Annotated in this window: 21 protein-coding genes and 1 other RNA gene; 9 read left to right on the forward strand and 13 right to left on the reverse strand. The window is 65.9% G+C overall.

Annotation, left to right across the window (positions count from 1 at the left end):
• Positions 1 to 145 precede the first annotated feature (145 nt).
• Together G3N58_RS14460 and rnpB are read left to right on the forward strand one after the other, a co-directional pair.
• Complete coding sequence (locus tag G3N58_RS14460; protein WP_205999463.1) at positions 146 to 970, forward strand: DUF3025 domain-containing protein; 825 nt, start codon at positions 146 to 148, stop codon at positions 968 to 970.
• 113 nt (positions 971 to 1,083) lie between these two features.
• Positions 1,084 to 1,497, forward strand: an RNA gene (gene rnpB / locus G3N58_RS14465) — RNase P RNA component class A.
• Positions 1,498 to 1,573: 76 nt separating this feature from the next.
• Here rnpB and G3N58_RS14470 read toward each other — a convergent pair.
• On the reverse strand, positions 1,574 to 1,996 hold the full coding sequence (locus G3N58_RS14470; RefSeq protein WP_025602559.1) for an OsmC family protein: 423 nt from the start codon (positions 1,994 to 1,996) through the stop codon (positions 1,574 to 1,576).
• A gap of 99 nt (positions 1,997 to 2,095) precedes the next feature.
• Positions 2,096 to 2,635 carry a hypothetical protein gene (locus G3N58_RS14475; protein ID WP_205999464.1) on the reverse strand — a complete coding sequence of 180 codons (540 nt, stop codon included), beginning with the start codon at positions 2,633 to 2,635 and terminating at the stop codon, positions 2,096 to 2,098.
• Here G3N58_RS14475 and rplM point away from each other — a divergent pair.
• From rplM to erpA, 3 genes are all read left to right on the forward strand, one after another.
• Positions 2,634 to 3,062, forward strand: a complete 429-nt coding sequence (gene rplM / locus G3N58_RS14480) for a 50S ribosomal protein L13 (protein WP_013090508.1) — start codon at positions 2,634 to 2,636, stop codon at positions 3,060 to 3,062. The two genes, G3N58_RS14475 and rplM, sit on opposite strands and share 2 nt — an antisense overlap.
• A gap of 11 nt (positions 3,063 to 3,073) precedes the next feature.
• Positions 3,074 to 3,466: a 30S ribosomal protein S9 gene (gene rpsI / locus G3N58_RS14485; protein WP_008919630.1), complete on the forward strand. Its 393-nt coding sequence runs from the start codon at positions 3,074 to 3,076 to the stop codon at positions 3,464 to 3,466.
• Between the two features lie 302 nt (positions 3,467 to 3,768).
• Positions 3,769 to 4,134 (forward strand): iron-sulfur cluster insertion protein ErpA, encoded by a 366-nt coding sequence (gene erpA, locus G3N58_RS14490; RefSeq protein ID WP_075302778.1) that lies wholly within the window; start codon positions 3,769 to 3,771, stop codon positions 4,132 to 4,134.
• A gap of 128 nt (positions 4,135 to 4,262) precedes the next feature.
• Here erpA and G3N58_RS14495 read toward each other — a convergent pair whose 3' ends face one another.
• On the reverse strand, positions 4,263 to 5,393 hold the full coding sequence (locus G3N58_RS14495) for an anhydro-N-acetylmuramic acid kinase (protein ID WP_205999472.1): 1,131 nt from the start codon (positions 5,391 to 5,393) through the stop codon (positions 4,263 to 4,265).
• 260 nt (positions 5,394 to 5,653) lie between these two features.
• On the opposite strand from G3N58_RS14495, the gene tyrS reads away from it, so the two are divergent.
• From tyrS to G3N58_RS14510, 3 genes are all read left to right on the forward strand, one after another.
• On the forward strand, positions 5,654 to 6,904 hold the full coding sequence (gene tyrS / locus G3N58_RS14500) for a tyrosine--tRNA ligase (RefSeq protein WP_205999465.1): 1,251 nt from the start codon (positions 5,654 to 5,656) through the stop codon (positions 6,902 to 6,904).
• Between the two features lie 69 nt (positions 6,905 to 6,973).
• Positions 6,974 to 7,444: a D-aminoacyl-tRNA deacylase gene (gene dtd, locus G3N58_RS14505; RefSeq protein WP_167040553.1), complete on the forward strand. Its 471-nt coding sequence runs from the start codon at positions 6,974 to 6,976 to the stop codon at positions 7,442 to 7,444.
• Positions 7,445 to 7,596: 152 nt separating this feature from the next.
• Positions 7,597 to 8,271, forward strand: a complete 675-nt coding sequence (locus G3N58_RS14510) for a histidine phosphatase family protein (protein ID WP_167040555.1) — start codon at positions 7,597 to 7,599, stop codon at positions 8,269 to 8,271.
• A gap of 139 nt (positions 8,272 to 8,410) precedes the next feature.
• On the opposite strand, the gene G3N58_RS14515 is transcribed toward G3N58_RS14510, so the two are convergent.
• From G3N58_RS14515 to G3N58_RS14555, 9 genes are all read right to left on the reverse strand, one after another.
• Positions 8,411 to 9,469 carry an oxygenase MpaB family protein gene (locus G3N58_RS14515; protein WP_167285459.1) on the reverse strand — a complete coding sequence of 353 codons (1,059 nt, stop codon included), beginning with the start codon at positions 9,467 to 9,469 and terminating at the stop codon, positions 8,411 to 8,413.
• Between the two features lie 52 nt (positions 9,470 to 9,521).
• Entirely contained in the window at positions 9,522 to 10,583 is a 1,062-nt protein-coding gene (gene ruvB, locus G3N58_RS14520; protein ID WP_167040559.1) for a Holliday junction branch migration DNA helicase RuvB, read from the reverse strand.
• Positions 10,584 to 10,625: 42 nt separating this feature from the next.
• Positions 10,626 to 11,207: a Holliday junction branch migration protein RuvA gene (gene ruvA, locus G3N58_RS14525; RefSeq protein ID WP_167040561.1), complete on the reverse strand. Its 582-nt coding sequence runs from the start codon at positions 11,205 to 11,207 to the stop codon at positions 10,626 to 10,628.
• A gap of 105 nt (positions 11,208 to 11,312) precedes the next feature.
• Complete coding sequence (ruvC, locus tag G3N58_RS14530) at positions 11,313 to 11,855, reverse strand: crossover junction endodeoxyribonuclease RuvC (RefSeq protein WP_167040564.1); 543 nt, start codon at positions 11,853 to 11,855, stop codon at positions 11,313 to 11,315.
• A 334-nt stretch (positions 11,856 to 12,189) separates the two neighbouring features.
• Positions 12,190 to 13,755 (reverse strand): bifunctional phosphoribosylaminoimidazolecarboxamide formyltransferase/IMP cyclohydrolase, encoded by a 1,566-nt coding sequence (gene purH, locus G3N58_RS14535; RefSeq protein WP_205999466.1) that lies wholly within the window; start codon positions 13,753 to 13,755, stop codon positions 12,190 to 12,192.
• A gap of 54 nt (positions 13,756 to 13,809) precedes the next feature.
• Positions 13,810 to 14,043: a Fis family transcriptional regulator gene (locus G3N58_RS14540; RefSeq protein ID WP_008919619.1), complete on the reverse strand. Its 234-nt coding sequence runs from the start codon at positions 14,041 to 14,043 to the stop codon at positions 13,810 to 13,812.
• The gene (gene dusB / locus G3N58_RS14545; protein ID WP_205999467.1) at positions 14,040 to 15,116 is read right to left on the reverse strand and encodes a tRNA dihydrouridine synthase DusB; all 1,077 of its coding nucleotides are present in this window, start codon (positions 15,114 to 15,116) and stop codon (positions 14,040 to 14,042) included. Before dusB ends, G3N58_RS14540 begins: the two co-directional genes overlap by 4 nt.
• Before the next feature lie 256 nt (positions 15,117 to 15,372).
• Entirely contained in the window at positions 15,373 to 16,713 is a 1,341-nt protein-coding gene (locus tag G3N58_RS14550; RefSeq protein WP_205999468.1) for a UbiH/UbiF/VisC/COQ6 family ubiquinone biosynthesis hydroxylase, read from the reverse strand.
• Between the two features lie 43 nt (positions 16,714 to 16,756).
• A complete protein-coding gene (locus G3N58_RS14555; protein ID WP_205999469.1) occupies positions 16,757 to 18,160 on the reverse strand; it encodes an aminopeptidase P N-terminal domain-containing protein in 1,404 nt (467 codons plus the stop codon).
• A gap of 216 nt (positions 18,161 to 18,376) precedes the next feature.
• On the opposite strand from G3N58_RS14555, the gene G3N58_RS14560 reads away from it, so the two are divergent.
• Entirely contained in the window at positions 18,377 to 18,997 is a 621-nt protein-coding gene (locus G3N58_RS14560) for a glutathione S-transferase N-terminal domain-containing protein (RefSeq protein ID WP_205999470.1), read from the forward strand.
• 129 nt (positions 18,998 to 19,126) lie between these two features.
• Here the strand turns inward: G3N58_RS14560 and lnt are convergent.
• Positions 19,127 to 19,986: apolipoprotein N-acyltransferase (gene lnt / locus G3N58_RS14565; RefSeq protein ID WP_205999471.1), on the reverse strand; the 860-nt coding region annotated here is incomplete at its 5' end.

Here is a 19,986-nt window from a genome sequence, read left to right on the forward strand (position 1 = left end):
CGCTGCGCCCAGAGCAGCGCATGAACCCAGGTTCGAAGGGGCATCTGAATCAGCGCCGAAGTCCGGGCACGCAGTTGCGCACAAAGCCGGGCAGGAAGCCGCGCATGAGAAGGCCGCGAAAGCCTCTCCTGTAGCCGGGCAGGCAATGGCACCCGAAGCGCCGCCGCCAGGCTTTGCCGCCATCGACTGGTCGAGGCCCTGGTTGGCGCAATTCGCCGCGCGCGGCCGGCGCTGGCAGCAAGCCGCGCTGACCGGCTATGCGGACCTGCTCGCCGTGATGAATGCCGATGCCGCACAGATGCGGCAGACCACCGGCCGCGGCCAGCGCCTCGCGTTCATCGCGCAGGACGATCTGCCGCCGGGCGCTGCGTACGAGGCGCATATCGCCGCGACCGGCTGCGTGCCGACGCGCCACAATCTGCACGACTTCTTCAACGGCTCGATGTGGTTCGCGTTTCCGCGCATCAAGGCGGCGTTGAACGCGCGGCAGTCGGCGGCGATCGACGCACTCGGCGTCGGTCCGACGCGCGGCGGCGTGCGCGACATGCTGACCCTCTTCGACGAAAACGCGCTGCTGTTCGCCTGCGCCGATCCCGCTTTGAGCGCCGCGCTGCGCGGCTTCGACTGGCAAACGCTGCTGGTGGGCCGGCGCGACGCGTGGGGCCGTCGCTGCGAAGTGCGCTGCTTCGGCCATGCGCTGCTGGAAAAACTGATCGCGCCATTCAAGGGCTGTACGGGCCATGCATGGATCGTCGACGTGCCGGCCGGGTACTTCGAGTGGGACGCCGCCGCGCGCGACGCGTGGCTCGACGAAGCGGTCAGTGCGGCGTTGCTCGGCACCGAAGCGTTGACGAGCCGCCTGTTCGCGCCGCTGCCGGTGCTCGGCATTCCGGGCTGGTGGTCCGAGAACGAAGCGCCCGCGTTTTACGACGACGCCTCCGTATTCCGCTCGGGGCGCCGCAAGCGCTAGACGCGTGGCTGGCGCCGGCGAGTGTTCCGCCATTCGAGCGGGCCGCCTGACTTGCCGGTTGCCGCAGCCGCGCGCGGGCGGCCGCGCCGTTCGATGTTAAAATCCGTGCCAGCAAAGCAGGCCAGGCAGTCGCGGCCTCGGCGGTTTTGGCCGACGAGGGCGAGGAAAGTCCGGACTCCACAGGGCAGGGTGATGGCTAACGGCCATCCGTGGCGACACGCGGAACAGGGCAACAGAAAGCAAACCGCCGATGGCCCGGCGCAAGCCGGGATCAGGTAAGGGTGAAACGGTGCGGTAAGAGCGCACCGCGGCTGTCGCAAGGCAGACCGGCACGGTAACCTCCACCCGGAGCAATTCCAAGTAGGCAGGCGCGCATCTTCGAGATGCAGGATGGGGCCCCCATCTCGTCTGCGGGTAGGAAGCTTGAGCGCGTCAGCAATGGCGCGCCTAGAGGAATGGCTGCCACGCGCGTCGCGTCTTCGGGCGCTGCGCGTGCACAGAATCCGGCTTATCGGCCTGCTTTGCCACCCAACAAAAAATGCCGGCGTCCGTGGGGACGCCGGCATTTTCATTTGGCGCGCCGGTTGCGGCGTGCCGCTACGCTCAGTTTGCGACGATGTCGAACGAGTGCGTGAGTTCGGCGGTCTTCGCGATCATGATCGACGCCGAGCAGTATTTGTCGTGCGACAGGTTGATCGCGCGTTCGACGGTGGCCGGGTTCAGATTCTTGCCGGTCACGGTGAAGTGGAAGTGGATCTTCGTGAACACCTTCGGGTCTTCGCTTGCGCGTTCGGCCTTCAGCGTCACCGAGCAGCCGGCGATTTCCTGGCGGCTCTTCTTGAGGATCATCACGACGTCGTAGGCGGTGCAGCCGCCCGTGCCGAGCAAAACCATTTCCATCGGACGCGGCGCGAGGTTGCGGCCACCGCCTTCAGGCGCGCCGTCCATCGCGACCAGATGGCCGCTGCCCGTCTCGGCCGCGAATGCCATCCCGTCTTGCCCCATCCAGCTTACTTTGCATTCCATGCTGTCACTCCACCGCGCATAGCTATATCGAGACGGCATTGTAGCCCGGTGTTTGACAATCCGCGCAGAGCCTGGCCCGGTTCGGGTTATGCGCCATGGCTATGTGGATGCTGCGGCGCCGCATCCATGCGGAATCCGGGAATATCCGGGCCGGTTTAGGGGTTTTACTCTAGGCGATGCCCGATGCGGTCTGGATATCCAAAGCTTTGAGGCTTGATCCCAAAGGACATTTTTCGATTTCAGATTGATCTGGTAATTTTTCGAATTATGAAAACTCATCTCACAATGCAAATATTCTTGCGTTGCACAAGGGCGGCTCATATAATTTCCCCATCGTTGCAGCAGTTCTGCAACTTCCGCTGTCTCCTCCACCTCCTCCTTTGGTGGATTAAACCCGAACCGCTCGTTCGGGTTTTTTTTCGCCCAGCTGGATCCCCGCTTGAGACCCCATTGGGGACCCCACGGCGGCACGCCTATCGCAAGTTTTGACTTGGCCGTGCAAATTCCTTTATAATTCAGGGCTTTTCCGCATCCGCGCCCGCGGAGGAAGAACCAGGGAGAGCCTGCACGCGCCTTGATGCGCACACTACAAGCAGGAAAAAAACACATTGGGCGCAGCAATTTTTTTGGATCGATCATGAAGACGTTTTCCGCAAAAGCCCATGAGGTGACGCGCGAATGGTACGTGATTGACGCGACGGATAAGGTTCTCGGGCGTGTCGCCAGCGAAGTGGCACACCGTCTTCGCGGCAAGCACAAGCCTGAATTCACTCCCCACGTCGACACCGGTGATTTCATCATCGTTATCAACGCTGGCAAGCTGAAGGTCACGGGCAACAAGGTTACCGACAAGAAGTACTACCGTCACTCGGGCTACCCGGGCGGTATCTATGAAACGACGTTCGGCAAGATGCAGGAACGCTTCCCGGGCCGCGCGCTCGAGAAGGCGGTCAAGGGCATGTTGCCGAAGGGCCCGCTCGGCTACGCGATGATCAAGAAGCTGAAGGTCTACGCTGACGCAACGCATCCGCATTCGGCACAACAGCCGAAGGCGCTCGAGATCTAAGGGGAGCCCACATGATCGGTAACTGGAATTACGGCACGGGCCGCCGCAAGAGCGCCGTCGCACGCGTGTTCATCAAGGCAGGCAAGGGCGATATCGTTGTGAACGGCAAGCCCATCGCCGACTACTTCTCGCGCGAAACGTCGCTGATGATCGTGCGCCAGCCGCTGGAACTCACGAACCACGGCACCACGTTCGACATCAAGGTCAACGTGACGGGCGGCGGTGAAACGGGTCAAGCCGGTGCGGTTCGCCACGGCATCACTCGCGCGCTGATGGACTACGACGCAACGCTGAAGCCGGAACTGTCGAAGGCTGGCTTCGTTACGCGTGACGCTCGTGAAGTCGAACGTAAGAAGGTCGGCTTCCACAAGGCACGTCGCCGCAAGCAATTCTCGAAGCGTTAATCGCTTCGGGTGCAAGCCGGCTCCTCAGCCGGTTTGCAGCAAAAGCCGCCAACGCTTCATGCGAAGGCGGCTTTTTTTATGGTTTTGTCGGGGTTCAGGGCCGCGCGCGAGCTCCCGTTCGATGACGCGGCGAATCGGCCGCCACGGCGGCGGTAGCCGCAGTGGCGTTGTTGTGCCCGTCCAGGCTGACGGCCAACGCACTGTCCGACGGCTGCAACGGAAGAACCCATTGATTTTGTGGGCTTCAGCACGATATTCAGATCAGCCCTACAATAGCGGCTAAAGCTTTTTGGAGAGTTCGAATGAACGCAGTCACCGATACCCCCGTGACCGAGATGCCCGCCCCCTTCGTCTTCACCGACGCAGCGGCTGACAAGGTCAAGCAACTGATCGAAGAAGAAGGCAATCCGGAGCTCAAGCTGCGCGTGTTCGTGCAGGGCGGCGGCTGCTCGGGCTTTCAATATGGTTTTACGTTCGACGAAGCCATCAACGAAGACGACACCGTGATGAACAAGAGCGGCGTCCAGCTGCTGATCGACTCGATGAGCTACCAGTACCTGGTTGGCGCCGAGATCGACTACAAGGACGACATCAACGGCGCGCAGTTCGTCATCAAGAACCCGAACGCGACCACCACCTGCGGTTGCGGTTCGTCGTTCTCGGTCTGAGCACGGCGACACGCCGTTTCAAGTCTTAGCTCGTATGGAAAACGGGGCCTGCATAGGCCCCGTTTTTTTATTGCCCGCCTGTCGCGCCGCGCGATCGTGCCCCGCGGACCCGCTTTACCCGATCATCTTCAGCGCGGATAGATCGCGCCCAACACACGCTCGTCCGAGGCTCCCGTGACGCCCGGCAGACTGCCCGGCAGCCGCGCGACGCAGCGCATCGCGAGCCACGCGAAGGCGAGCGGCTCGACCTGGCTCGGCGGCACGCCGAGCGCGTCGGTCGTCATCACCGGTACGCCGCTCACGCCGCTGTCTTCGAGCGCCTGCTGCAATGCCTTCAGTATCTCCGGATTGCGTGCGCCGCCGCCGCACACGTACACCGCGCGGACATCGGACGCATGCCGCTCGATTTCGCGCGCCACCGTCACCGCGGTCAGCGCGACCAGCGTCGCCTGCACGTCGGCTGGATCGAGTCCGACGAACGGCGCGAGTTTCGCGTCGAGCCAAGCGGTATTGAACAGGTCGCGGCCGGTGCTTTTCGGCGGCTGCTCCGAGAAGAACGGCTCGTCGAGCAGCGCGTTCAATAGCTTGCGATCGACCTCGCCGCTCGCCGCAAAATGGCCGTTTTCGTCAAATGGCTTGCCGAGATGGCGTTCGGCCCATGCGTCGAGCAACGCGTTGGCGGGGCCGCAATCGAAGCCGCGCACGCTGCCGGTCGCGTTCAGTATCGTGATATTGCTGATGCCACCGAGGTTGCAGACCACCCGCGTCTCGTTTTTCGCGCCGAACACCGTCGCGTGAAAAGCCGGCACGAGCGGCGCGCCCTGGCCGCCGGCGGCGACGTCGCGGCTGCGGAAATCCGCGATCACGTCGATATGCGTCATCTCCGCGAGCAGAGCCGGATTGTTGATTTGCCGCGTGTAGCCTTTTTCCGGCCGATGCCGCACGGTTTGCCCGTGCACGCCGATCGCGCGGACTTCCTCGGCCGACAGGTGGCTGCCGCGCAGCAGTTCGTGGCAGCACACGGTGTAGCGCGTCGCGAGCGCGTTGGCGGCCAGCGCTTCGCGCTCGATCTCGTTGTCGCCGGGCTGCTGGAGTGCGAAGAGCGCCTCGCGCATCCCGGCCGAGAAGCCGACGAAGGCCTCGGCCAGCACTTCCGGCGGCTTTCCGTCGGCAAACCGGACGGCCACGCCGTCCACACCGTCCATGCTCGTACCCGACATCAATCCGAAATAGATGCCGTCTGCGGGGTCTTGCGCCACGTCGCTGCTCCTCTCGATGTTCATTGCGATTCGTTGTAGCAGATTATCGACGCTCGCGCGGCTGAATATCAGCACCGGTACAGACATCGCACGGGCAGCACGCGACCGCCACGCGTGCATCACGCTTGCGTCGCTCCCCTGCGCCGGGCACACGTCGAGCGAAAAATTGCCGCTTGCCAGGCCGTCCGAGGCGTGTCGGTGGGCGCGGCGGCGCGCATCTATGGGACAATCCTGTTTTTTCGCGACTTCACGTTTCCAGCATGAGCACCGAGTCCACCAAGCCCAATTCCGCTACTGCCCTTCCGCTCACGGACGAAGTCCGCCATGCGCTCGCCGTCACCAAGCGCGGCGTCGACGAACTGCTGATCGAAGACGAATTCGCGCAAAAGCTCGCGCGGAGCGCGGCAACCGGTAAGCCGTTGCGCATCAAGCTCGGGCTCGATCCGACCGCGCCCGACATCCACATCGGCCACACGGTCGTGCTCAACAAGATGCGCCAGTTGCAGGACCTCGGCCACACGGTGATTTTCCTGATCGGCGATTTCACCTCGCTGATCGGCGACCCGTCCGGCCGCAACGCGACGCGCCCGCCGCTCACGCGCGAGCAGATCGAATCGAATGCGAAGACCTATTTCGAGCAGGCCGCGCTCGTGCTCGACCGCGACAAGACCGAAATCCGTTACAACAGCGAATGGTCGATGCCGCTCGGCGCCGACGGCATGATCAAGCTCGCGTCGCGCTACACGGTCGCGCGTATTCTCGAACGCGAAGACTTCACGAAGCGCTTCCAGGGCGGTGTGCCGATCTCGATCCACGAATTCCTCTATCCGCTGATGCAGGGCTACGACTCCGTCGCGCTGAATGCGGACCTCGAACTCGGTGGCACGGACCAGAAATTCAACCTGCTGGTCGGCCGCGAGCTGCAGAAGCAGTACAGCCAGGAGCAGCAGTGCATCCTGACGATGCCGCTGCTCGAAGGGCTCGACGGCGTCGAGAAGATGTCGAAGTCGAAGAACAACTACATCGGCATCAGCGAAAAGCCGACCGATATGTTCGGCAAGCTCATGAGCATTTCCGACACGCTGATGTGGCGTTACTTCGAACTGCTGTCGTTCCGTCCGATGGACGAGATCGCCGGCTTCCGGAAAGAGATCGAAGCGGGTCGCAATCCGCGCGACTTCAAGGTGCTGCTCGGCCAGGAAATCGTCGCGCGCTTCCATTCGCAGGCCGATGCCGAGCGCGCGCTCGAAGACTTCAATCATCGCGCGAAGGGCGGCGTGCCCGACGATATCCCGGCGGTGACGCTCGCGGGCGCACCGCTTGCGATCGGCCAGTTGCTGAAGCAGGCCAACCTCGTGCCGTCGACGAGCGAAGCGCTGCGCAACATCGAGCAGGGCGGCGTGAAGATCGATGGCGCGACGGTGTCCGACAAGGGCCTGAAGGTCGAGGCGGGCGAGTATGTCGTGCAGGTCGGCAAGCGCCGCTTCGCACGCGTGACGCTCACAGCGTAATCGCGCAGTGCACGCGCAACGCCGCTCGCTTGTCGTGACGACGCGCAGCCCGCGCCCGGAGCCGCGCCGATGATCGCGCTGATCCAGCGCGTGCGGCGCGCCGAAGTGCGCGTCGTGGACGGTGAAAGCGAGCGCGTGACCGGCGCGATCGACGCGGGTCTGCTCGCGCTTGTCTGCGCCGAGCGCGGCGACACCGAGGCGGCAGCCGACAAGCTGCTGGCCAGGGTGCTCGGCTATCGCGTATTCAGTGACGCGGCCGGCAAGATGAATCTCTCCGTGCAGAATGTCGACGGCGCGGGCCGCGCGGGCGGTTTGCTGCTCGTGTCGCAGTTCACGCTCGCGGCCGATACCAACAGCGGCCTGCGCCCGAGCTTCACGCCCGCGGCGGCGCCCGACGAAGGCAAGCGCCTGTTCGATTACTTCGTCGCGGCCGCGCGCGCGAAGCATCCGGTGGTCGAGACCGGCGAGTTCGGCGCGAACATGCAGGTGTCGCTCGTCAACGACGGGCCGGTCACGTTCTGGCTGCAGACCCACGCATAAGTGGGTTTCAGCGCGCGCCCATGCGCGCCGTTTGCGGGCCTGCTCGATCGAAGCGTGTTCCGGCGCGCAGCCACCGCAACTCAGGCGCGGCCGTCGCTTTTTGCGACAATAGCCGTTCGGCATAACCGGCGAACGGCGCCCACTTCCTTCTCATGACGACGCAGATTCTGTTTATCCGGCACGGCGAGACCGACTGGAACCGCATCAAGCGCATTCAAGGTCACATCGACATTCCGCTCGCGACGACGGGGTTCGCGCAGGCGCAACGTCTCGCGCGGCGTATCGCGCAGGAGGCGCAGCAGGGTGCGCGGCTCGACGCGATCTATGCGAGCGATCTGCAACGCGCGCAGCAGACCGCCCAGCCGATCGCCGAGGCGCTCGGCCTGCCGCTACAGTTGCGCGAGGGCTTGCGAGAGCGTTCGTACGGCGCGTTCCAGGGCCACGACAGCGACGAGATCGCGCTGCGCTTTCCCGACGAATACGCGCAGTGGCAAACGCGCGATCCCGGCTTCACCCCGCCCGAAGGGGAGTCGCAGCGCGTGTTCTACCACCGTGTCGTGCATGCGATCGAGCCGCTTGTCGCGGCGCATCCGGGCGGCCGGATCGCCTGTGTCGCGCATGGCGGCGTGCTCGACTGCGTGCGCCGTTTGGCAACGGGTTTGCCGCTCGACGCGCCGCGCGATTACGCGCTGCTGAACACGAGCGTGAACATCGTGGATTTCGCCGACGGTCACGCGACGATCGTGTCGTGGGGAGACGTCGCGCATCTCGAACCGGCGAGCGCCGCCGACGACGGCTTCAGGAAGGCACCGGAGCCGGGCCGGTAAGCCGGGCGCGCATGACGGTGACGAGGCGGAGGCGTATCTTGGCACCTCAGCACCTCAGCACCTCAGCACCTCAGCACCTCAGCACCTCAGTGCCGCGCGCTGTATCGCGTGCGCGAGTGCGATCGTCCGCCGGCCCATCTCAAACCGGCTCTGGCGCCGCGGCCGCGCGCCGGCGCGCCCGCTTCGACACCCCATTGACCAACGCCCAGCGGATCACCGGCGCAACGAGCCGCACGCCAGGCCGCGCGAGCGTTCTGCGCAGCGCCGCATAACGAGCGAAGCCGAGCATGTCCTGCGCCCAGTCCGGCAGCAGATCGACGCCGGCGTTGAGCATCAGCGCCCCGGCGGGCCGCATCGCGAAACTCGGTGCCGGCGCGTTCATCAGAATCCTCACGACTTCGCGCGTGCGTTCGCTTGCGACGAGCGCGGGCTGCATCGCGAGCAGATACGCCTCGATCTCGGCGCGCGAGCGCGGAATCTCGGTGGCGCCGAGCATTTCGGCGATGCGCGCGGTTTCCGCGAAGTATTGATCCTGTGCCGCGACGGACAGCATCGGATTCACGTAGCGCAAATGCGCGGTCATGAAGCTCGATACTTCGGCGACATGCACCCACGTCAGCAGCGCGGGTTCGCTCGCCTGGTACGCCTGACCGTCCGGCGCGACACCGCTCACGTCGAGATGGATGCGCCTCACGCGTTCGATCAGCGCGAGCGCGTCGCGCCGGCTGCCGAAAGTCGTGCCGGCGATGAAGGTCGCCGTGCGGCGCAGGCGCCCGAGAATGTCGGTGCGAAACGTCGAGTGATCCCATACGCCCGCGAGCGCGAGCGGGTGCAGCGCCTGGAGCAGCAACGCGCTGATGCCGCCCGTCATCATCGACGTGAAGTCGGCGTGGACTTTCCAGCAGATGGCGTCGGGCCCGAAGAGGCCGGGATCGCCCGGCGGCGAGGAGTAGTCGAGCACCGGGCCGCTGCCGGTCGTCAGATGCGTGACGCCCGAGGCGAGTTTCGAGCGCAGGCGGTGGGTGAGCCGCTGCGCGAAGTTGCCGGAGGGTTCGCCGGCCGGGTTGACGATGGGGTTGCCCGGTGCGCCGGCGGGCTGGTTGCCAGCACCGCTGCCGGCGTTGCCACCGGATTTGTTACCTGAGGTGTCACCCGAGTGGTCGCCTGAGGTGCCGGGCGGTTGCGTCTGGTCGGACATCCTGAGCGGCCTCGCTTGCGGCGGTATCGGCTGAGCCGGCTGACCCGGCGATTCAGTTCGCCGAGTTCCACAGGCCCGGCAGCGCACTCGACGCATCCGGCGCGGCGAGCCCGAAGTGCCGGTAGGTCAGCAGCGTGGCGACACGGCCGCGCGGTGTGCGTTGCAGGAAGCCTTGCTGGATCAGATAGGGTTCGAGCACGTCTTCGATCGTGTCGCGCTCCTCGCCGATTGCCGCCGCCAGGTTATCGACGCCGACCGGGCCGCCGTCGAACTTGTGCAGGATCGCTTCGAGCAGCTTGCGGTCCATCAGGTCGAAGCCGACCGCGTCGACGTCGAGCATGCTGAGCGCGGCGTCGGCCACCTGCGCGGTGATGTTGCCGTCGGCCTTCACTTCGGCGAAGTCGCGCACGCGGCGCAGCAGGCGGTTCGCGATACGCGGCGTGCCGCGCGCGCGGCGGGCGATTTCGAACGCGCCGTCCGGATGGATCTGCGCGTTGAGCAGCGCGGCCGACCGCGTGACGATGCGCGCCAGTTCCTCGGCGTTGTAGAACTCGAGCCGCGCGACAATGCCGAAGCGGTCGCGCAGCGGATTGGTCAGCATGCCCGCGCGCGTGGTCGCGCCGACCAGCGTGAACGGCTGCAGGTCGAGCTTGACGCTGCGCGCGGCCGGCCCTTCGCCGATCATGATGTCGATCTGATAATCCTCGAGCGCGGGGTACAGGATTTCCTCGACGACCGGCGAGAGCCGGTGGATTTCGTCGATGAACAGCACGTCGTTGGCTTCGAGATTCGTGAGCAGCGCAGCGAGGTCGCCCGCGCGTTCGAGCACCGGCCCCGACGTTTGCCGCAGATTGACGCCCATTTCGCGCGCAATGATGTGCGCGAGCGTGGTCTTGCCGAGGCCCGGCGGGCCAAACAGCAGCACGTGGTCGAGCGATTCGGAACGGCGTCTCGCGGCCTCGATGAAAATTTCGAGCTGGCCGCGTACCTTCTCCTGCCCGACATATTCTTCGAGCTGGCGCGGGCGCAACGCCCGCTCGAACGCTTCTTCGTTCGGCGAGGCGGGCGTGGCCGCAATGATGCGCTCGGCGGCGAGTTTGTCGGTTTCGATCATGCGCTCATTGTACCGCGCGCTGTACCGCGCGCGACCCGGGCATCAGCCCTTCGAGAGCGCCTTCAGCGCGAGCTTGATGCCCTCGGAAACGCCGGTGCCGGCCGGCACGTTCTTGATCGCCGCGAGCGCTTCCTTCTCGGAGTAGCCGAGCGCGAGCAGCGCGTTGAGGATGTCGGAGGCATGATCGGATGCCGATGCGGCGCCCGCCATTGCGCCGAGGTCGGCGCCGAGCTTGCCCTTCAGTTCGAGCAGCAGCCGCTCGGCGGTCTTCTTGCCGATACCGGGCACGCGCGTAAGGCGCGCCGCGTCCTGCATCGTCACGGTCTGCGCGAGTTCGGACACGCTCATGCCCGACAGCACCGCGAGCGCCATGCGTGCGCCGATGCCGGAAATTTTCAGCAGTTCGCGGAAGGTCGAGCGTTCCTGCGCGGTGCCGAAGCCGTACAGCAGATGCGCGTCCTCGCGCACGATCATCTGCGTGAGCAGCACGATGCGTTCGCCGGTCGACGGCAGGTTGTAGAACGTGCTCATCGGCACGTCCACTTCATAGCCGACGCCGTTGCAGTCGACGAGCAGATGCGGCGGGTTTTTTTCCAGCAGAACGCCGGCAATGCGACCGATCATGGCGGATTCGATTTTTAGAGTCGTGTGGGAAAGGGCGAGTGTAGCGTAGCGGACCGGCGGCGCGATGGGGAATTGCGGGAGGCTGCGCCGCAAACCGCGCCTGCGCTAGCCCACGAGGCGCCCGCGCCGTACTCGCAGCCCTTTCTTCGCCAGCGAAGGCGCGATGCCGCCGAGCGTGCCCAGCGTCGAGCCGCCGTGCGCATGGCAGATCGCCATGCCGAGCGCGTCGGCGGCGTCGGTGCCCGGCACGCCCGTGAGGTTCAGCAGACGCACGACCATCTGCTGCATCTGCTCCTTGGTCGCGCGGCCGTAGCCGACCACGGCCTGCTTCAGTTGCAGGGCTGTGTATTCGGCGACCGGCACGCCGCCCGCGACGAGCCCGCAGATCGCCGCGCCCCGTGCCTGACCGAGCAGCAGCGTCGACTGCGGATTGACGTTGACGAAGACTTTTTCGATCGCCGCCTGATCGGGCGAATGCTGGCGGATCAGCGTCGAAATGCCGTCGAAGATGGTGCCGAGGCGCGAGGGCAGATCGGCGTCGGCCGTCTTGATGACGCCGCTCGCGACGTAGCTCAGTGTGTGGCCGTGTTGGTCGATCACGCCGAAGCCGGTCACGCGCAGACCGGGGTCGATGCCGAGAATTCTCATGAGGTGCCGCACATGCGATAAAAACCAGGTGCCTGCGATACTACAACGAACGCGGCGCGTGGCGGTTTGTGGGTGGTGTCGCGGACGGAATAAAACGGTGACGGCGATGCAACACAGTGAGGCAACACAGTGAGGCCAGCCTGGACGCCGCGCCATTGGACGCGTCGCAAGAGCGCGCGGCATCGAATCGGCCGTGCAGGATCGATCGCACCAAAGCAAACGGCCCGGCAGGAACACCCGCCGGGCCGTTTTTTCGACAGTACAGACATCACGCTCTCGGCAACCGCCGCCTCACCGTACTACGACGAAGCAGCGATTCCCCGCCAACCGCCTGTCAATGACGGAAGTGACGCACGCCCGTCAGCACCATCGCGATGTTGTGCTCGTCGGCGGCGCTGACCACTTCGTCGTCGCGCACCGAGCCGCCCGGCTGGATCACGCAGGTCGCGCCCGCGGCGACGACCACGTCGAGACCGTCGCGGAACGGGAAGAACGCGTCCGATGCGACCGCCGAGCCGGCCAGCGTCAGATTGGCGTTCTGCGCCTTGATGCTGGCGATACGCGCCGAATCCACGCGGCTCATCTGGCCCGCGCCGACGCCGAGCGTCATGCCGTTCGCGCAGAACACGATCGCGTTCGACTTCACGTACTTCGCGACGCGCCAGGCGAACAGCAGGTCGTCCATTTCCTTCGGCGTCGGATGGCGCTTGGTGACCACACGCACCTCGCGCGGCTGCACGTTCTTCGAGTCGAGCGACTGCACGAGCAGGCCGCCGCCGACGCGCTTCAGATCGAACGCGTTATGACCGTCGCCGAGCGCGATTTCGAGCAAACGCACGTTCTGCTTCGCCGCGAACACCTGGCGCGCTTCGGCGCTGAACGACGGCGCGATCAGCACTTCGACGAACTGCTTCGCGACCGCTTGCGCGGCCGCTTCGTCGACTTCGCGGTTGAACGCGATGATGCCGCCGAACGCCGAGGTCGGATCGGTCTGGAACGCCTTCGAGTACGCTTCGTGCGCGTTCGCGCCGACCGCGACGCCGCACGGATTCGCGTGCTTGACGATCACGCAGGCCGGCACGTCGAAGGTCTTCACGCATTCCCACGCCGCGTCGGAGTCGGCGATGTTGTTGTACGAGAGTTCCTTGCCCTGCAACTGGTTGTAGTTCGCGAGCGCGCCGGCCGGCACCGCCAGGTCGCGGTAGAACGCCGCGCTCTGGTGCGGGTTCTCGCCGTAGCGCAGATCCTGCACCTTCTCGTACGCCATGTTGAAGGTAGCCGGATACGTGTTGCGCGATGCGTGCTGCAACTCGTCGGTCAGGCTCGTCAGGTAGTTCGTGATCGCGCCGTCGTACTGCGCGGTGTGCGCGTACACCTTGGTCGCGAGGCGGAAATTCGTCCTGTACGACACCGAATTATTGTTCGTGCGCATTTCGTCGAGCACGACCGCGTAGTCGGCCGGATCGACCACCACGGTCACGTCGCGGTGATTCTTCGCGGCCGAGCGCAGCATGGTCGGGCCGCCGATGTCGATGTTCTCGATTGCGTCTTCGAGCGAGCACTCTTCCTTCGAGACGGTCTGCACGAACGGGTACAGGTTTACGACCAGCAGGTCGATGGTCGGAATGTCGTGCTTCTCGAGCGCGGCCATGTGCTCGGGCAGATCGCGGCGCGCGAGGATGCCGCCGTGTACCTTCGGATGCAGCGTTTTTACGCGCCCGTCGAGCATTTCCGGGAAGCCCGTGTAGTCGGCGACTTCGGTAACGGACAGGCCCGCGTCCGCGAGCAGTTTCGCGGTGCCGCCGGTCGACAGGATCTTGATGCCGAGGTCCGACAGCGATTTTGCGAAATCGACGATGCCGGATTTATCGGAAACGGAGATGAGCGCTTGCTTGATCATGATGAAGACGAAAAGCCGAAGGGAAACGTGGCAGGGCGCAGAAACTACAACGCGCTACAGCAAACCGTGTTGTTGCAGCTTCTTGCGCAGCGTATTGCGGTTGATGCCGAGATACTCGGCGGCCAGCGACTGGTTGCCGCCGGCCTGCTCGAGCACCACTTCGAGCAAGGGTTTTTCCACGCATGAGATGACCATGTCGTAGACGTCGTGCGGATTGGAGCCGTCGAGATCCTGGAAGTACACGTCCAGGCTGTCGCGGACGGATTGTTCGATGTTGTTCTTGCTCATGCTGCTAGTTGGTCGGTGTGGTCCTCGTCCTTGCTGTCGAGCCCGGGGTTGCCGGTCGATTCGTCGACGTAGACGAGGCGGTCTGAGATCGCCTTTTGCGCGTCGAAGAACTCGTTGACAGCGAGGAGTTGTTCGCGCGTGGTGTCCAGCGTATTCATGCGATGCCGGAACAGGTTGGCGCCGGAAAGGCCGCGAGTGTACCAGCCGATGTGCTTGCGCGCAGTGCGCACACCGGTAAATTCCCCGTAAAACGCATAGTGATCTTCGAGATGCTCGTTCATCACCTGCTGGATTTCGTCGATGCGCGGCGGCGGCAGCAGCTCGCCCGTCAGCAGGAAATGCCCGATCTCGCGGAACAGCCACGGACGGCCCTGCGCGGCGCGCCCGATCATGATCGCGTCCGCGCCGGTTGCGGCGAGCACCTCGCGCGCCTTGTGCGGCGAAGTGATGTCGCCGTTCGCGACGACCGGAATGCCGACCGCCGCTTTCACCGCGGCGATCGTTTCGTATTCGGCGTCGCCGTGGTACAGGTCGGCGCGCGTGCGGCCGTGCACGGTCAGCATCGAGATGCCGGCCGCTTGCGCGAGACGTGCGACGTTCAGCGCGTTTTTGTTCTCGCGATTCCAGCCGGTGCGGATTTTCAGCGTGACGGGCACCGCGTCGGGCCCGACGCCGACCGCGTTCACCACCGCCTCGACGATGCGTTGCACGAGCGGCTCGTTCTGCAGCAGCGCCGAGCCGGCCGCGACGTTGCAGACCTTCTTGGCCGGGCAGCCCATGTTGATGTCGATGATCTGCGCGCCGTTCGCGACGTTGTAGCGGGCGGCCTCGGCCATCATGACCGGGTCCGCGCCGGCGATCTGCACGGCGATCGGCTCGACCTCGCCTTCGTGGTTGGCGCGGCGCATCGTCTTCTCGCTTTTCCACAGCTGCGCGTTCGACGCCACCATTTCCGACACCGCGTAACCCGCGCCGAGCCGTTTGCACAGCTGGCGGAACGGGCGGTCGGTTACGCCGGCCATGGGAGCGACGAACAGGTTGTTACGCAGATTGTGGGAGCCGAGAGTGGGCATGACGTGAGCGCGCTGGCGACGGCCGGGATTTGACAATCATGGCCGCCGATGCAATGCGAAATGCGAGGGAAAACCGCCATTTTAGCGTTAACGGGTTGCCGGGACTCGCCATCTGCGTGTCGTAACCCATTAAATCTTCTATGAAAGTGGGACGATTCATAGAATCGCGCAGTGCGCACGATAGCCCGCCCGAGCGCGGCGCAAACGGCACGCAAATGCCGCGCAAACGCCACGGCCGGGCGAATTTACCGCGCGTCTAACGGCGCTGGCCGAACATCATCTGGCGGGCGAGCGCGGTTTTGACCGGCGGCACGAATTCGAGCGCGGTCAGCGCAAGGCCGCGCATGATCGCGAGTGGCGGGAAGTCGACGGTGAAAAGACGCGCGAGCGTGTCGGTCGCGCCGATCGTCATGCGCCGGTCGAGTGCGCGGCGTTGCGCGAACGTCGCGAGCGCAAGCGGGGTCGGGCCTTCCGCCGAGAGCGCGTCGGCGAGCGCGTGCGCATCGCGCAGGCCGAGGTTGAGGCCCTGGCCCGCCACCGGATGCAGCGTCTGCGCTGCATTGCCGATTGCGACGATGTGGCCGTTCACGAGCGTATCGACGGCGTTGAGCCCGAGCGGGAACGACGCGCGTCCGCGAATCTGCGTGAAGCGGCCCATGCGGTCGCCGAACGCGGCGTCGAGTTCGCCCAGGAACTCGGCGTCGGAGAGCTGCGCGCGGCGCGCGGCTTCCTCGGGCGAGCAGCACCAGACGAGCGCGTAGTCGGCGCCGCGCACGCCGCCCATCGGCAGCAGCGCGATCGGACCTTGCGCGGTGAAGCGCTCCCACGCGACGTGCGGCTGCGGCGTGGACACGGTTACCGTGCCGACCAGCGCGGTTTGGCCGTAGTCGCGCGAGCCGATGCCGTTGGCGCTTTTATCCACACTTCTGGCGACGCCGCGTTTATCGGCGGCGGCGTCGGTGGGGCTGGCGGTGCGCTCGCCGGCCTCTTCTTCCTCGGCATCGCGGCTCGTGTCGCGGGCCGCCTTTCGCGCGGTTTTCTGATCGCCGAACAGGCCGCCCTCGGCGTTCACGAGAATCCGCGTGCGCAACTGCCGCGCGACGCCGGCGGTTTCGATCGGCAGCGTGACGCCGTCGGATTCCTGGGTCGGCGCACCGGCCGAGGTCGAGCGAAACCAGTGGACCCGTGTTGCGTGCACGGCGTCGGCGAGGCCGTGCACGATCGAGCCGTAGCGCAGCACGTAGCCGAGCGCGGGCAGGCCGTGCTCGCGATGATCGATCAGCGTGCGGCCGAAGTGACCGCGCTGCGACACGTGGATGCGCTCGATCGCGGTGGCGTCGGCGGGCCAGCGCAGCGGTTCGAGGATCATCCGGCTGCCGTGCGAGACCGCGATTGCGCGCGGATCGGCAATCGAGTCCTCGGGCTCGCGCGCATCGACGAGCGCGATCCTCAGTTCGCGTGTCACGCTGCGGCGCGCGAGCCAGCCGGCGAGCGCGAGACCGACCGGCCCGGCGCCGACGATCGTCACGTCGAAGTCGAACGCCTGCTGGCGCGAGGCGGGCTTCAGGATCACCGCCGAGGGAGAGGCTTCGTTCATCGCCGGTCAGGTCCTGGCTGCATGCGTCGTTTCATGGGGCGCTTCATGCGTCGCTTCCTGCGTGGCGCGCTTCCCGCATCAGCGCCTCGATCTCGTCGGCGGCGACCGGCACGTCGCGCGTCATCAGTTCGCAACCGGTGGGCGTCACGATCGCATCGTCCTCGATGCGGATGCCGATGTTCCAGTAGCGCTCGGGCACGCCCTCGGCCGGACGGATGTACAGGCCCGGCTCGATCGTCAGCGTCATCGATGCCTGCAGCGTGCGCCACGGCAGCGCGCCCGCCTCGTCGCGCGGCGCGCCGCGCTCGCGGTAGTCGCCGCAGTCGTGCACGTCCATGCCGAGCCAGTGGCCGGTGCGGTGCATGTAGAACGGCGCGTAGGCGCGCTCGGCGAGCACGTCGTCGAGCGAGGCGAACTTCTCGCGCGGCACGATGCCGGTGTCGAGCAGCCCCTGCGACAGCACGCGCAGCGCGGCCTGGTGCGGATCGTCGAAGGTGGCGCCGGCGCGCGTCGCATCGACGGCGGCCTGCTGCGCGGCCAGCACGATGTCGTACAGCTCGCGCTGCGCCGGCGTGAAGCGGCCGCTCGCCGGGAACGTGCGCGTGATGTCGGACGCGTAGCCGTCGAGCTCGCAGGCCGCGTCGATCAGGATCAGGTCGCCGTCGCGCGCGATCGCGTTGCCGGCCGGGTAGTGCAGCACGCAGGCGTTCGCGCCCGCCGCGACGATCGAGGTATAGGCCGGCGCCTGCGCGCCGAACTTGCGGAACGTGTAGAGCAACTCGGCCTCGAGTGCGTATTCGTGGATGCCGGGCCGGCACGCGGCCATCGCGCGCCGATGCGCGGCGGCCGAAATCTGCCCGGCGCGGCGCATGATCGCGAGTTCGTGGTCGTCCTTGATAAGCCGCATTTCGTCGAGCAGCGGCAGCAGATCGCGCGCGGCGGCGGGCGCGGCGACGCCGCCGCGGCCTTGCGCGCGCACTGCGTCGAGCCAGCCGCGCACCTGTTCGTCGAGCCGCGCCGAACGGCCGAGCGCGTAATGCAGCGCCGGTTTGTCGGCGAGGATGCGCGGCACCTGCGCGTCGAGTTCGCCGAACGGGAATGCGGCGTCGAAGCCGAACGCTTCGCGCGCACCCTCGGGGCCGAAGCGGAAGCCTTCCCACGTCTCGCGCTCGACGTTCTTCTCGCGGCAGAACAGGATCGAGGCGGGCGCGCCGGGGGCGGCGCTCGCGTCGAGCACGAGCAGCGCCTCGGGCTCGACGAAGCCGGTCAGGTAATAGAAGTAGCTGTCGTGACGGTACGGGTAGTCGGCGTCGCGGTTGCGCAGCGCTTCCGGCGCGGTCGGGACGATGGCGACGCCGCCGCCCGCGGCGCGTAGCGCGGCGAGAACGCGCTCGCGGCGCGTGCGGTAGACGTCGATGGCGATGGTGGGTTCGGTCGGCTGGTTCATCGTGCGATTGTAGCGCTCCGTCCCGTTGTGCTTTCGGTGTCGCGCACGCCGGCGCCGCCGTTTTGCGCGGATTGGCACGCAGCCTGGCGGCATCGCCGCCGCGGGCATGTTGCAATCCGCCCACAGCGGGTCCGCGCGCGGCTCGCGAAGATGCGGCCGGTACGTTCGTGATGCCCCTGGACCACTTATACTTTCGCCGGATTCAGAAAAAGGCAGATGGTCATGATGAAACTCATCGGTTCGTTCGCCAGCCCGTTCGTGCGCAAAGCGCGAATCGTGCTCGCCGACAAGAAGATCGACTATGAACTGGTGCCCGAGAACGTCTGGGCGCCGGATACCCGGATTCACACGTTCAATCCCATCGGCAAGGTGCCGTGCCTCGTGATGGAAGACGGCGAAGCGGTGTTCGACTCGCGCGTGATCTGCGAATACGTCGATACGCTCTCGCCGGTCGGCAAGCTGATTCCACCGTCGGGGCGCGAGCGCGTCGAAGTGCGCTGCTGGGAAGCGCTCGCCGACGGCGTGCTCGACGCGGCCGTGCTGATCCGTCTCGAAAGCACGCAGCGCGCGCCCGAACAGCGCGTCGACGCGTGGGTCGCGCGCCAGCAGCGCAAGATCGACGAGGGTCTGATGGCGATGTCGCAGGGGCTCGGCAGCAAGCCGTGGTGCGCGAGCAATCACTACACGCTCGCCGATATCGCGGTGGGCTGCGCGCTCTGCTATCTCGACTTCCGCATGCCGCACCTGAACTGGCGCGAAGCGCATCCGAATCTGGACAAGCATTTCCAGAAGCTGTCGCTGCGGCAGTCGTTTATCGATACGGCGCCGAAGGACTGAACGGAGCGCGTCCGGTGAACGCGGCCTACGGGCGAAGCGCCGGGCGCCGGCCGGCCTGAACCGGAATTTGTCCCTTTGATGAAAAAATGCGCCTGACGGGGTCAGGCGCATTTTTTTTGGCGGGTGCGGTTAGCGCGCGTCTTTGCGGCGGTCCTTGCGGCGCCGCGTGATGCCCGGTCCGAACGCAAAACCGAATGCGAGCAGCAGCACCGACACCGCCAGCACCGTGTTGTTGCCGCTCGTCACGTAAGGTGTGTTGCCCGAGGTGCCTTGCACCTTCACGTCGAGCGAGCCGACCGTGTAGGGCGCGAGGCGTCCGATCACGCGGCCGTTCGCGTCGATCGCGGCGGTCATGCCGGTGTTGGTCGCGCGCAGCATCGGCCGGCCGGTTTCGAGTGCGCGCATGCGCGCGATCTGCAGATGCTGGTCGAGCGCGATCGTGTCGCCGAACCACGCGAGGTTGGTCGAATTGACGAGCACGCCGGCCGGCGTCGAGTTTTCGCGCAGCGTGCGCGCGATCTCCTCGCCGAAGATGTCCTCGTAGCAGATGTCGGCCGCGACCGGCTGGTTATGCACCATGAACGGCTTCTGCACCGGCGCGCCACGGAAGAAATCGCCGAGCGGAATGCGCATCAGGTTGACGAACCAGCGGAAGCCCCACGGCACGAACTCGCCGAACGGCACGAGGTGGTGCTTGTCGTAGCGATAAATGTCGCGCGAGCCCGGCGTGACGCCGAACAGGCTGTTGGTGTAGTCGACCACCCGGCCTTCGGGCGTGATCGTGCCGCCGAGCGCGCCGAACAGGATCGCGCTGCCGGTCGAGTCCGAGAACTCGCGGATCGCGGCCGCGAACGGTGTCGGCAACTGCTGCGCGAGCACGGGAATCGCGGTTTCCGGCGTGACGATCAGATCGGCCGGCTGCGCGGTAATCATCTGCTGATACTGATCGATCGCCGCGCGCATGCCGGCTTCCTCGAACTTCATCTCCT

This window comes from Paraburkholderia sp. Ac-20342 (assembly GCF_017104985.1).
Lineage (GTDB): Bacteria > Pseudomonadota > Gammaproteobacteria > Burkholderiales > Burkholderiaceae > Paraburkholderia.